Below are 13,126 nucleotides of genomic sequence, written 5' to 3'. Positions count from 1 at the left end.
CCACCCCACTCGCGATCACTTTCTAGAACGCGAGCATCGCCCGTTTGCTGAGATGGTTACCTTGGTCTCAGCAGACGGGTTTTTTCATGCGTACTCGGCAATGAATGCCCGCTGCAATTGAGTGGCGTGCAATCTGATGGATCAGTTCACGCTGAACGGAGGCGGAAAGTCTTTCCGTGAACGCGACGATTCAGCCAGATCAACGTTGCCTTCTTCCACACTGACCGATTGCAAATCCAAGCCACCTTTTTGGATCAGACGAATCAAAGCCTCGGCTCGTTCGTCGACGTCCGACATCGCCAGCAATCTGATCTTGTCTTCCGGATCAAACGGCAACGTGTAAGCGATGATGTCGGTGATCGGACCGACTCCCATCTGCCCCGCCATTAGATCGTGCAAGGACTTCTGAGATCCTTCGCTGACAGGAATGATCTTCCCGAACGCCTCAAGCAGGCGTTTCTTCAGATCCGCTCGCTTCTTCGTTCCCGCAGGCAAGTAAAAGTCGTCAATCAAATCGACGCGAGCGGTTCGGAACGATCGCCCGGTTTCCAGTTCGTGCCGCACCGTTGCGCGGCGAGTCCCAACGATCAGAATGTTGTGACGATCGCCTTCTAGTTCCGCGTGCGAGATGATCTTGCCAACACAGACGGTTGGCGAGATGGGCGGCAACATGTTCAGCGGCACCTTCAGCTTCGTCACTTCATCGATGGCGACGTTTCCCTGCTGATTGGTCAGCGTCGCCATCGTGATCAGATGATCGGTCGACAATGCTTCTTGCAACATGTCGACGTAGCGAGGTTCGAACACGTGCAAGGGTTGCATCGCGTGAGGGAACAAGACCATTCCCGGAAGCGGAAACAACCGGACCAGTCCGTCGAAATCATCCGGCAGACTGGTCACTCCTGTGATCGAATCGAAACTCATGAATCAGTCGTTGCTGGAGAAGGCAATCAGGATTCGCAGCACGTAGTAGAACAGCAACGCGACGGAAGCGAACAACGCCAAAGAAGCGGCGACGTGCTGACGCGTGTCGTAGTGATGCAAGACGTTGGAGGTGTCATACAAGATATAGCCACATGCCAAGGCCACCATCGCCGCGCTGAAGAACAATCCCAGCGAGAATCCAAACAACACGCCGCAAACGACGATCCCCATCGCGATCAAACCGCCCACGAACAGATACGTGCCCCACGATGCCAAATCGACTCGCGTGAACATCACAAATCCGGTCAATCCCGCAAACGTAAGCGTCGTGATGATCCCGGCCAAGATTGGAATCTGCGGTTGCCCCATCACCCGAATGGCGAGGTACATCATCGGCAGCATGATCACCGCTTCGGCAACGACATACAGCCCCAGCCCCGCATACTGCAGGCCGCGAGATTGTCCACTGCTGGCCCACGATCGAGCCATCCAGCTCACGGCCATGAAGGCACCGAGAACCAGAAGCCACCCGTAGCCACCCATCATCCGCTGGACCAAAGCGTCCATCGTCGCCGCGGGCACCATCGTGAACAGCACGACTTCCAGGGCCAGGAACGCGAAGACGGCTCCGGACAGGTGCGTGTAGGTTCGGCGAATGAACGCTAGACGGTCCGTTTCGTCAGCGTAGATCGCTGCGTTGCCATAAGTGACACCGTCAACTCCGGAGGAGTAAGGATTCATGTTGCTCATGAGGTCGCTCGTTTCAGTTGAAAAGCGGATTCATAGTTGGAGGCAAAAACGCCTGTCAGACAATTTGTGCGGTTCAAACCGGTTCTACGGAGCAAATCGGTTGTTGCTCGCGATGAACATTCGGCTTTCCAGAAATATACCCCAATGCGAGTTCACGGGGATCAACCGCAAGCCGGATGTGGTTAAATTGCCAGAAGCGGCCCACTCAACAAACCGCTTATTCCAACGCAACCCTCGCACCTCCCCCCGATCGCCGTCACAGCGTTCCCGGGGAACCACTTCGTTCGAGTTGATCGCCTGATTCTCGGCCCATTCCGCACCTCGACACGTTCCGTGAAGGAAACACAGATCATGATCCTTTCCGGTCAAGACATCCAACAGCGGCAGGGCAACGACATTTTGATTGATCCGTTTGATCCGTCGCGGTTGTCACCTAACAGCTACAACCTCACGCTTCACAACGAGTTGTTGGTCTACGAAGAAGTCGTCTTGGACGCCGCGTCGCCGAACCGATATCGACGCCTGACCATTCCCGAGGAAGGCCTGACCCTGCAACCCGGCACACTTTATTTAGGCAGAACCGCGGAACACACCGAAACGCATGGCCTGGTCCCAATCATTCAAGGTCGTTCGTCGCTTGGACGATTGGGGCTGTTTCTGAATCCAGGTGGAAGCCTAGGCCACGCCGGATACCGCGGGACCTGGACATTGGAACTGCATTGCGTCCAACCCGTCCGGATCTACCCTCACATTCAAATCTGCCAGATCACGTACTGGGAAGTCAGCGGAGACAGCCCGGAAGAAGCCAGCGAAAAATATCAAAACAGCAACGACATTCAGCCGTCGCTGATGCATCGGGAACTAGGGTTCGACGATCGCGACACGCAGCTCGAATTAGGTTTTGATGAAACCATTCGAAGCCAACCGTGAAGTTTGGCGGCAAAGCTGAATCGCAAGACGCGACCAAATGTCGCTGCCGCGATTGATTTGCGTTGATTGGGCCAGCTTTTAGGCAATCCCGGTCAGAAGAAGCTGCTCAACCGGCCATCGCAATCCACCGTGCAGAGGGGTGCGTTCAGTGACAATGGCCGCGAAAAAAAACTTTCGGACGGGCCAACGGGGGTCAACTCGACCAACTGTCCAGTGAAGGAGGAACAGGCAATTCCGGTTCGCTTCCTAACCTTGCTGAAAACAGGCAAGAACCGCTAAACTACGTGGTCTGACTCAAAAACTCGACCTATCTGATCCAAACGTCCGCGAGCCCGGAGTTCTCTACTCTCTATGTCCGAATCAAAATCCGTCGCTCAAGCCGAAATTTCACAAAACCTCGGCGAATTGCAGCACTCGCCGGATGTCGATGTCGACGCCGCCGAAACCCAAGAGTGGATTTCATCCCTCGAATATGTCCTTCAAAGCAAAGGCCCCGAACGGGTCAAGTTCCTGATCGACCAACTGCGTGACCGAGCCGCCGAAGAAGGCGTGCCCCTTTCCTCGGACACCTCCACCCCGTACGTCAACACGATCCCACCTCACGAGCAGCCCGCTTACCCCGGCAATCGTGAACTCGAACGCCGAATCAAGTCGATCATTCGCTGGAATGCGATGGCGATGGTCGTCCGAGCCAACAAGCGGCCCGGCGGCGTCGGCGGACACATCAGCACGTTTGCCAGCTCCGCGACTCTCTACGAAGTCGCCTTCAACCACTTCTTCCAAGGCCGCGGTGAAGACGGTTACTCCGGTGACTCGATCTACTTCCAAGGTCACGCCTCCCCCGGCATGTACTCACGTGCCTACCTCGAAGGCCGCTTGTCCGACGAGAACCTCGACAACTTCCGTCGTGAGCTCGCACCCGGTGGCGGACTTTCCAGCTACCCACACCCTTGGTTGATGCCCGGTTTTTGGGAATACCCGACCGTCTCGATGGGCCTCGGGCCAATCATGGCGATCTACCAAGCCCGCTTCAACGAATACCTGAACGATCGCGGCATCAAAGACACCAAGGGCCAAAAGGTTTGGGCGTTCCTCGGTGACGGCGAATGCGACGAACCGGAAACACTCGGTGCGATCGGTTTGGCTTCGCGTGAGAAGCTCGACAATCTGATCTTCGTCATCAACTGCAACCTGCAACGACTCGACGGTCCCGTCCGCGGCAACAGCAAGATCATTCAAGAACTGGAATCGATTTTCCACGGTGCCGGATGGAACGTTATCAAAGTCGTCTGGGGCGGCGAATGGGACGAACTGCTTGCTCGTGACACGACCGGCTTGCTAGCCAAACGCATGAACGAAGTCGTCGACGGTCAGTACCAGAAGTACACCTCGATGCCCGGCAGCTACATTCGCGAACACTTCTTCGGCAAGTACCCCGAGTTGCTCGAGTTGGTCAAACACCTGTCGGACGAGAAGCTCGAGAAGATCCGTCGCGGCGGACACGACCCTGAAAAGGTCTACGCGGCGTATCACCGAGCCACCACGCTGAACAACGGCAAACCGACCGTGATCCTGGCGAAAACGGTCAAGGGTTACGGACTTGGCGAAGCCGGTGAAGGCCGCAACGTGGCCCACAACCAAAAGAAGATGAACGAAGCCGAGTTGCTGGAATTCCGGACTCGCTTTGGCATTCCAATCAGCGACGAAACCGTAGGCGACGCTCCTTTTTACAAGCCACCCGCCAACAGCAACGAGATCAAGTATCTGCAGACTCGCCGCGATACGCTTGGCGGTCCCGTTCCAAGTCGTCCGACGGAACACCCGAAGTTGGAAATCCCAGCTCTGGATGTGTTCCAGAAGTTTGTTGCCAAACGGACGGACAACAAGGAAGTCAGCACCACGTTCGCCGCCGTGCAAATGTTGGTCGCAATGTGCCGCGACAAGTCGATCGGCAAATTCGTCGTTCCCATCGTGCCGGATGAGTCGCGAACGTTCGGCATGGAAGGCATGTTCAAACAGTTCGGTATCTACGCCCACGCGGGTCAGCTCTACGAGCCAATGGATTCCGACCAGGTCGCTTTCTACAAGGAAGCACAAGACGGTCAAATATTGGAAGAAGGCATCACCGAATGCGGTTCGATGTCCAGCTTCAACGCTGCTGGCACCGCCTACAGCTGCCACGGTGTGAACATGATTCCGTTCTACATCTACTACAGCATGTTCGGTTTCCAACGGATCGGCGATTCGATTTGGGCCGCCGCTGACATGCGAGCCAAGGGCTTCCTCGTCGGTGGTACTGCCGGCCGAACAACGCTCAACGGCGAAGGTCTGCAGCACCAGGACGGACACAGCCTGCTCAACGCAATCGCGTTCCCAACCGTGCGTGCTTACGACCCCGCATTTGCTTACGAAGTCACCGTGATTGTTCACGAAGGCTTGAAACGGATGTATGAACAGGGCGAAGAATGCCTGTACTACATCACCGCAGAGAACGATCCATACAACCAACCTGAAATGCCCGAAGGTTGCGAAGATGGCATCGTGAAGGGGATGTACAAGTTCAAGAGCCGCGATGTCGATGGTGCCAAAGCACGCGTGCAACTGTTCGGCAGCGGTGCGATCCTGAACTGTGCGTTGAAGGCCCAAGAAATCTTGGCCGAGAAGTACAACATTGCCAGCGATGTTTGGTCCGTGACCAGCTACACGTTGCTGCGTCGTGACGCTCATGCGGTTGAACGTTGGAACCGTCTGCACCCGACCGAAACGCCTCGCAAGAGCTACCTCGAGGAAGTACTCGAAGGAGTCGAAGGTCCGTTCATCTCGGCCAGCGATTACGTGCGTGCTCTCGGCGAACAGCTCACCCCTTGGATCCCAGGCGACTACTACGTTCTGGGCACCGACGGCATGGGCCGCAGCGAAACCCGCGAAGCCCTGCGTCGACACTTCGAAGTCGATGCCGAGTCGATCACGATCGCTACCCTCGGACGTTTGGCAAAGGCCGGAACGTTCGAAGCCACAGATGTGGCCCAAGCAATCAAAGACTTGGACTACGATGCCGACAAAATCGATCCGTACTTCGCCTGATCTTGCCGGACAAACGCGAGCGTCGTTTGCTTCGAGCGGCATTGAATTCAATCGTTCCCGGTTGCCGGGAACATCGCCGCCAGCGAACGACCGAGCGTCTCAAACTTCTCAAATCACACTCCTGACATATCTTTCCCATGACTGAAGTCAAACTTCCCGAACTCGGCGATGGCATCGAATCTGGCGATGTCCTTGAAATTTTTGTTGCCGTCGGTGACGTGATCACCGAAGGCCAGGACATCGTGGAAATGGAAACGGACAAAGCGACCGTTCCCGTGGCCAGCGATGTGGGTGGCAAAGTCACCAAGATCTCGGTCGGCGAAGGTGACACCGTTCCAATTGGCGGTGTGTTGATCGAAGTCGAAGCTGCCGCAGGAGCTGAATCGGCTCCCGCCCCGGCCGCTCCCGCTGAGCCCGAAAAGAAGCCTGAGCCAACACCGGAACCGGCTGCCGCTGCACCGACCCCGGAACCACCAGCTCCGAAGCCAGCCGCGCCAGCTGCACCACCGGTCGCTCAACCTGCCGCAACACCAGCTGCTCAGACTCCGGCCGTCGCGGACGAACCCGATGCACCTGCTGATGCGGGCGGATCGATTCCCGCGGGTCCAGCCATTCGTCGTTTCGCTCGCGAAACGGGTGTGAACTTGGCCAGCGTCACCGGAACCGGTGCTGGCGGTCGCATCACCCGTGATGACGTGTTGGCCGTTGTTCGTTCGGCCAGTCAAAAAGCAGCCGCTCCGGCCGCCAAAGCAGCTCCCGCTGCCGGCAAAGCCGCACCTCGAACCAACGTCACCTCCGGCGATTTGCCTGGAACCCCCGACTCAGACGACTACGGTCCGATTCGTGTCGAGCGAATGAGCAAGATCCGAAAAACGATCTCGGCTCAAATGCATTTGTCTTGGTCCACCGTTCCACGCGTGACCAACTTCGACGATGCGGACATCACGGACCTCGAACGACTTCGCCAGAGCAGCAAAGAGGATTACGCCGCTCAAGGCTTGAAACTGACCACCATGCCGTTCCTAGTCAAAGCCGTCGCGACCGCGCTTCGTCATCACCCATCGCTCAACGCGGTGATCGATTCCGAAAACCAACAAGTGATCTACAAGGATTACGTCAACGTCGGTATCGCAGTGGACACGGACAACGGCCTGGTCGTTCCCGTGATGCACAACGCTGATCAAATGGGCATCCCCGACACGGCTCGCAACATCGCCGAAATGGCAGGTAAAGTTCGTGGCGGCAAGTTCGGCGTCAACGACCTGCGTGGAGGTTCGTTCACGATCAGCAACCTCGGTGCAATCGGTGGCCAATACAGCACGCCAATCGTTAACGTTCCCGAAGTCGCGATTCTGTTGGTCGGCCGTTCACGAAAGTTGCCCGTTGTCATGCCCGACGATTCGATCCAACCTCGCCTGATGATGCCGCTCAGCCTCTCGTACGACCACCGCTTGGTCGACGGCGGAACCGCGGCTCGCTTCCTCAACGATGTGATCGGATACCTGCAAGCCCCAAGTCGCTTGCTGTTGGCTCTCTAATCCTCCAAAGAACAACGGTCGGCTTCTCGGTCAACCGTTCATGGTTTGGTGAAACCCGCCAAACCAACATGAAATGCGAACAGGCCGAGTCAACCCGACTCGGCCTGTCTTTCTGCGCGGCCCCAAACCAAATGCAACAACCGCGGTCATAAACCCTTCGACGACAGAATCGTTTGCGGCATGTCGCGGTCAAAACGCTTCGTCGAAGGTAGCTGGGCTTATAAACTGATGAGCGTCATCGCTTTCTGAATGGTTCAGAGAGCATCGTTGGCGGATTTTGGAACTCGAAGACAATCACTTCACGATCGGTCTGTCAGTTGATCGATGTTGCTCCCTTTCTTCGTCGAGATCAACCATGACCTATCCCCGCACATTTTCCCACATCGGTCTTTCGGTGACTGACTTGGATGCAGCCGTTAAGTTTTATACCGAGACACTGGGTTGGTACGTCATCATGCCACCGACCGAAATCGTTGCGGATGAGTCTGCGATTGGGGTGATGTGCAACGACGTCTTCGGCGAAGGATGGGAACGGTTCCGAATCGCTCACCTGTCCACCGGTGACAAGATCGGCGTTGAGATCTTCGAGTTCAAGAATGCCGAGAAGCCCAAAGACAATTTCGAATATTGGAAGACGGGCGTCTTTCACTTCTGCGTCCAAGACCCGGATGTGGAGGGACTCGCCAAACGCATCGTTGCCAATGGTGGCAAGCAAAGGATGCCTGTCCGTGAATATTTCCCGGGCGAGAAACCCTACCGGATGGTCTACTGTGAAGACCCCTTCGGCAACATCATCGAAATCTACTCGCACAGCTACGAACTGACCTACTCGGCTGGCGCGTACCAAGGCGATGCAAACTAACTCTGTGGCGTTTGTCGAACTCGATTCAGTGGAATGGTGTTCCACAGATCGCAAGCCATGCATCAAGCTTCACAGTCGCTATCACGCTCCGTGGATCATCAAAGAAAACTATTTTGTTGATGGGTCGCAAGTCTTGGAAGCGATACGCCGTCTCCGCCCTTCAATGAAGACACTTGTCGACGGCGAACTCTCGACACAGCCGGACGAGCCAGCTATTGCGGACTCGATGACGTTGGCATCGGCCCCGGCGGAAGATTCTCTAGCAGGTAGCGGGTGATGAGCATTCGAACGTGCACCTCCGTGCCTTTTCCTTCGCGAAGTCCGTGGTCGCGGTTTGGGTACACCATGTAGTCGAAAGGCTTGCCCAGTTCGATCAACCGATCGACCAAACCTTCGATGATTTGAATGTGCGTGTTGGTTTCGCCTGATCCGGTGACAATCAACAGCTTGCCTTTCAGCCCGTCTGCAAATCCCAGTGGAGCAGAACGAGCGTATCCGTCAGCATTCACCTCCGGAGTACGCATGTAGATCTCTTGGAACCAAGCGTTGTAGAGATGCGGTTGCGGCTTGGGAACAACCGCAATCCCGAGCTGATACACATCGGGTTTGCGAAACAACGCGTTGAGCGTATTTGATCCACCACCGCTCCAACCCCAAATTCCAACGCGCGAAAGATCCACGTAGGAACGAGTGCGTGCCAGTTCTTGTATGGCGGCCGCCTGCTCCTCAGTCGACAAAGGACCGAGGCTGCCGAAGATGCTTCTTCGCCAGGCGGCACCCTTGGGCGAGGGTGTGCCACGGTTGTCGATCGACACGACAATGTATCCCAGGTCAGCGATCGTGCGATGAAAGTCAACTTGAGCGGCACCCCAACGATCGAGCACCGTCTGCAAGTAGGGTTCCCCATAGACGTAAACGAACACGGGGTAGCGTTTCGTCTCATCAAAGTCGCGAGGTTTGATCATGCTCGCGTCGACGGTCACGTCTTTTGTAATTTGTAGTTGAATGAACTCCGCCGGACGGGCAATGACCTCATCAGCCCTTGCCCGCAGTTCGCTGTTTTCCTCCAGCGTCCGAATCGAGCGGTGTTCCGGTATGGTGACCAAATCCACAACCGGCGGCGTGTTCAACGTCGAATATGTGTGAAACGCCCACTTCCGGTCAGGAGAAAACTGATACTCATGCCAACCGGGTTGGTCACCCGGAGTGATTCGTTCCAGAGTTCCTGATCCATCCAGAGGAACGCGGTGCAGATACCGTTGCGTGCCGTTTTCAGGCGACGCATAGAAGTAGTACCAACCGTTTGCTTCATCGACGACATCGCCCGGTGCCGCACGATCGATGATGTCGTATTCGCCAGGTGTCAGGAGCTGAATCATCTTTCCATCACCTGTGATCGTGAAAGCCTGACGCCATCCATCCTTTTCGCTCAAGAAGAGAAACCGCTTGCCTCCATCGAGCCATTGGATCCCCGAATTGATCCCGTGACTTCCGACAGCCCAAGCCTCATTTGTTTCTTCGAAAATGGGAAACACGGGTCCGCCAACCTTCGCCAGCAAAACCTCGCGTTTGTCACGAAAGCGACTGAGTCGTTCCACCAAGACTTCGGCCGAATTCTCCGGCCAGGAGACTTCGCCGAGGTAGCCACCGTCCTCAGGGAATTCGATTGCCAGCCAAGTGATGGAACCGGCGTCATCACCGATCACATCGACCACCCCCACTCGCAGCTTCGGGATCTTTGTCCCCACGCGAGCGAATTGATTCTGCTGCACGCTGGGATACGAGGGGTCATCGGGAACCAGCACGTTCCGCAAGCGAACCTCACTCGAGTCCGATTCGACGAACAAAACTCGCTGTCCGTCAGGACTCCAACTGATGTCCTGGTATGACACATCAGGTTGCATGGACTCTGCAGTCAGTTTTCGCTTCTCGCCGGACTGCAGGTCGAGCACATTCCAACTTCGGCCGTCTTTTTGCAAGCGCTTTGTACCATCCGGTGACAGTAGATGATTGGAAACGCCGACTTGTTCATTTCCGTCGGCGATGCGTTGCTTGCCTGAGGCGGCATCGTAGACAACTCGAATCGCCTTTCCCGTTTCCTCATCCAATTCGCGTACTAGATAGCCCGAACTGTCCAACAACCATTCCGCTCGGAAGGGCTTGGCACGCATCTCGCCTCTCTCATAGATCGCCTCGAGTCGAGGACGAGACCTCTCTAGCAAATCAGCGGTGGAAACCGACTGGGTAAAACCTTTGTTTGTACCGAGTGCAACCAAAGTCGCGGCGAGGAGGAAAAAGGCGGAAACATGGAAGCGGCGCATCATATGTGTTCTCATCGTGATGTCGTACTGGATAGCAAGACCGCGTCCTGGTCTCGCATGAACGACCTGCAACCGCCAAATCCAATCAGGTCGATTGCAGTTTGGCAAAAGGCCAGCGAAGTGAAAGGGGGGCGTCGCATTTCAAAGGGAGCGCGACGCAAACGTTCACGACCAGGCATCGTACCGTTATCACTCGCTCAGAACGCGAGGGCTCAACTGAAGCCACTCAATGCCGCCGCTGAAACGGCATGGTGATTAGGAGCAGACAAATTCGCCCCAAAGTTTATCAGCTTTGGAATGTCATTGAACTTGATGGAAACAAACGCTCGCGCCGAACGGGCGACGCGAGCGTTCGAGCAAACTGGATCAGCGACCACCCATGCTGGATTCAATCTGTTTTTGGATCTTCTCCAGATTGAACGAACCAGGTGTTTGGCTCGGCGGGAACTCCTTCATTGTCATCAGGAACTTCCCTGCAAACTGCTGCATCGGAGCCAACACAAACACTCGCGACAAGAACCAATCGTTGTACATCGTTGCGTTGTGCTGTGCCTTTTCAAAGGGATCGCGACGCAAGTTGAACAACAACGGAACACGAAGTTCGGTGAAAGGCTCACGCCAAACTTCAAAGGCCATTCCGCGATTTTCAAGGAAGACGGCTTTCCAGTCTTCGTAGCGGATTGCAACGATCTGTCCGTCGTCGTTCACGTACATGAACTCTTTACGAGGCGACTCGTCGGTCTTCCCGGTCAAGTAGTCCAGCTGGTTGTAACCATCGATATGGTTCTTGTAGCTGCGACCGTTTAGCTCGACCCCCTTGAGCAGTTGCTCCTTGATGTCGGTTGAACCAGCGGCAGCGGCGAAGGTTGGCAACCAATCTTCGTGTGCGAGGACACCGTTCAGAACAGTTCCGGGTTTGAACTTGCCGGGCCAACGAACGTAACAAGGCACACGGTAAGCACCTTCCCAATTCGAATTCTTTTCGTTGCGGAACGGAGTCGTGCCAGCATCGGGCCAAGTGTTGTAGTGAGGACCATTGTCGGTCGAGTACTGAACGATCGTGTTGTCAGCAATTCCGAGCTCATCCAACAAGTCAAGCAACTCGCCGACTTGCATGTCGTGCTCGATCATTCCGTCGGTGTATTCGTCATTCCCTTTGTGACGATGTTCTTCCTTGACGTGTGTGCGGAAGTGCATTCGCGTTCCATTCCACCAGCAAAAGAATGGCTTGTCAGCCTTGTGTTGACGAGTGATGAAATCCTTCGCCGCAGCGATCGTTTCTTCGTCGATCGTTTCCATTCGCTTCTTCGTGAGAGGCCCGGTGTCTTCGATTTTGCCATCAGCCGTGGCTTTGATCACGCCGCGAGGGCCGAACGCTTGGATGAACGTCCGTCCGTCTGCCATCTTCATGTCAGCCGGGTAGTCTTCGTTCTCTGGTTCTTCTTCGGCGTTGAGGTGATATAGATTGCCGAGGAATTCATCGAAACCATGTTGAGTCGGCAAGTGTTCGTCGCGGTCGCCTTGGTGGTTCTTGCCGAATTGGCCGGTTGAATATCCGAGACTCTTCATGACAGTCGCCATGGTGACATCAGTCTTCTGCCAACCTTCTTTTGCACCGGGCAGTCCAACCTTGGTCATCCCGCTGCGGACCGGAACGCTGCCGCTGATAAAAGCGGCTCGACCAGCGGTACATGATTGCTGGCCGTAGTAGTCGGTAAAGAAGATTCCTTCCTTCGCGACACGATCGATGTTGGGTGTCTTGTAGCCCATCATCCCACGGTTGTAGTGGCTGATGTTTTCAGTGCCGATATCATCGCCCCAGATAACGAGGACATTCGGCTTGTCTTGAGCTTCAGCCGAGAGGCATAGCCCCACGGTCAAAAGACAAAACTGAAGGAGAAGAGCGTTGGACTTCATTGGGACGGTTCCTAACCAGAAGGGGCGGAGTGCGAAACACGGTTCGAAAGAAAAATTCATGGCCTGGCAAATCCACTTGTTTTTTCAGCAAATCAAATGGACGCCTGAAGCACTTCAGTTTACCCGCCTATCCCCAATACATGCTGACGTCAATGGTCATTGAGATCACTGCTCAGGCAAAATCACATAATCCTTGGCGAAGAACATGCTGCCACATCCGTCGCCTTTTGGTATGTGCATGACGCAACCGTATAGACAACGTCCATCTCCCGGGTGAGGCGGGAGTTTGATTCGCGAAATCCCGAAAGAAGGAAATTCACTAAAAACACGCAATAATGCATGTCAGAAAAACCTGAATGGCAGAGCGTTATGCCGTGCCGTCCGACAGACGCAAAATAGTTGACGTTTCGATGAGTCTCGGACTCACCTCAGAACATTTGTGCAGCAAAGTGGTGTCCGAGTCAGAATGACATCACTTCACTGACGTTCACGTCATACCCGGATTCATGCTTGTTCGATGAGCTGGATCTTTTGCCTCACTTGATTGGCTTCAATGCCACGACCCTCATGCTCCAAAAGACGGAGTTCATTTTCCAGCGACTGCAACAAGGCGCCTCTTTCGCCGTTTTGCTCGAAGACCGTTTGAGCAGCGTGGAGTGCATCGAGGCCGAACTCCGTTTCGCCAAGGATTAAGAGTCCCAGGCAATAGCCCGCATTATTCACCAAGAACTTGTTGAATAGAGAAACCATCGCGTGAACCACTGCGTTTAACGGTTAACCACAACCAACTCAAACGCAAC

General features: G+C 55.2%; 9 protein-coding genes. 4 read left to right on the top strand and 5 right to left on the bottom strand.

Annotation, left to right across the window (positions count from 1 at the left end; genetic code table 11):
• Positions 1-141: 141 nt before the first annotated feature.
• Together CEE69_RS24250 and CEE69_RS24245 are read right to left on the bottom strand one after the other, a co-directional pair.
• Positions 142-924: an LON peptidase substrate-binding domain-containing protein gene (locus tag CEE69_RS24250; RefSeq protein WP_099263196.1), complete on the bottom strand. Its 783-nt coding sequence runs from the start codon at positions 922-924 to the stop codon at positions 142-144.
• A gap of 3 nt (positions 925-927) precedes the next feature.
• On the bottom strand, positions 928-1,674 hold the full coding sequence (locus CEE69_RS24245; protein ID WP_099263195.1) for a Bax inhibitor-1/YccA family protein: 747 nt from the start codon (positions 1,672-1,674) through the stop codon (positions 928-930).
• 333 nt (positions 1,675-2,007) lie between these two features.
• On the opposite strand from CEE69_RS24245, the gene CEE69_RS24240 reads away from it, so the two are divergent.
• The 4 genes from CEE69_RS24240 (at position 2,008) to CEE69_RS24220 (ending at position 8,088) form a co-directional block, all read left to right on the top strand.
• Positions 2,008-2,604: a dCTP deaminase gene (locus CEE69_RS24240; protein ID WP_099263194.1), complete on the top strand. Its 597-nt coding sequence runs from the start codon at positions 2,008-2,010 to the stop codon at positions 2,602-2,604.
• A 351-nt stretch (positions 2,605-2,955) separates the two neighbouring features.
• The gene (gene aceE, locus CEE69_RS24230; RefSeq protein WP_099263192.1) at positions 2,956-5,688 is read left to right on the top strand and encodes a pyruvate dehydrogenase (acetyl-transferring), homodimeric type; all 2,733 of its coding nucleotides are present in this window, start codon (positions 2,956-2,958) and stop codon (positions 5,686-5,688) included.
• Positions 5,689-5,825: 137 nt separating this feature from the next.
• The gene (locus tag CEE69_RS24225; RefSeq protein WP_099263191.1) at positions 5,826-7,226 is read left to right on the top strand and encodes a 2-oxo acid dehydrogenase subunit E2; all 1,401 of its coding nucleotides are present in this window, start codon (positions 5,826-5,828) and stop codon (positions 7,224-7,226) included.
• A gap of 355 nt (positions 7,227-7,581) precedes the next feature.
• Complete coding sequence (locus tag CEE69_RS24220; RefSeq protein WP_099263253.1) at positions 7,582-8,088, top strand: lactoylglutathione lyase family protein; 507 nt, start codon at positions 7,582-7,584, stop codon at positions 8,086-8,088.
• Between the two features lie 212 nt (positions 8,089-8,300).
• On the opposite strand, the gene CEE69_RS24215 is transcribed toward CEE69_RS24220, so the two are convergent.
• The 3 genes from CEE69_RS24215 to CEE69_RS24205 all read right to left on the bottom strand — a co-directional run bounded on the left by CEE69_RS24215 (position 8,301) and on the right by CEE69_RS24205 (position 13,076).
• Entirely contained in the window at positions 8,301-10,259 is a 1,959-nt protein-coding gene (locus tag CEE69_RS24215; RefSeq protein ID WP_233215585.1) for a S9 family peptidase, read from the bottom strand.
• A gap of 516 nt (positions 10,260-10,775) precedes the next feature.
• On the bottom strand, positions 10,776-12,326 hold the full coding sequence (locus CEE69_RS24210; RefSeq protein ID WP_099263190.1) for an arylsulfatase: 1,551 nt from the start codon (positions 12,324-12,326) through the stop codon (positions 10,776-10,778).
• A 504-nt stretch (positions 12,327-12,830) separates the two neighbouring features.
• On the bottom strand, positions 12,831-13,076 hold the full coding sequence (locus tag CEE69_RS24205; RefSeq protein ID WP_143549326.1) for a hypothetical protein: 246 nt from the start codon (positions 13,074-13,076) through the stop codon (positions 12,831-12,833).
• Positions 13,077-13,126: the final 50 nt, after the last annotated feature.

It is taken from the genome of Rhodopirellula bahusiensis (assembly GCF_002727185.1).
Lineage (GTDB): Bacteria > Planctomycetota > Planctomycetia > Pirellulales > Pirellulaceae > Rhodopirellula > Rhodopirellula bahusiensis.
This window is presented reverse-complemented; position numbering and strand designations above follow the sequence as displayed.

What these genes read in the sequence shown, in the direction of transcription:
- CEE69_RS24250 (WP_099263196.1), bottom strand. Translation starts at nt 924, where the DNA reads ATGAGTTTCGATTCGATCACAGGAGTGACCAGTCTGCCGGATGATTTC.
- CEE69_RS24245 (WP_099263195.1), bottom strand. Translation starts at nt 1,674, where the DNA reads ATGAGCAACATGAATCCTTACTCCTCCGGAGTTGACGGTGTCACTTAT.
- aceE (WP_099263192.1), top strand. Translation starts at nt 2,956, where the DNA reads ATGTCCGAATCAAAATCCGTCGCTCAAGCCGAAATTTCACAAAACCTC.
- CEE69_RS24225 (WP_099263191.1), top strand. Translation starts at nt 5,826, where the DNA reads ATGACTGAAGTCAAACTTCCCGAACTCGGCGATGGCATCGAATCTGGC.
- CEE69_RS24220 (WP_099263253.1), top strand. Translation starts at nt 7,582, where the DNA reads ATGACCTATCCCCGCACATTTTCCCACATCGGTCTTTCGGTGACTGAC.
- CEE69_RS24215 (WP_233215585.1), bottom strand. Translation starts at nt 10,259, where the DNA reads ATGCGTGCCAAGCCCTTCCGAGCGGAATGGTTGTTGGACAGTTCGGGC.
- CEE69_RS24210 (WP_099263190.1), bottom strand. Translation starts at nt 12,326, where the DNA reads ATGAAGTCCAACGCTCTTCTCCTTCAGTTTTGTCTTTTGACCGTGGGG.
- CEE69_RS24205 (WP_143549326.1), bottom strand. Translation starts at nt 13,076, where the DNA reads ATGGTTTCTCTATTCAACAAGTTCTTGGTGAATAATGCGGGCTATTGC.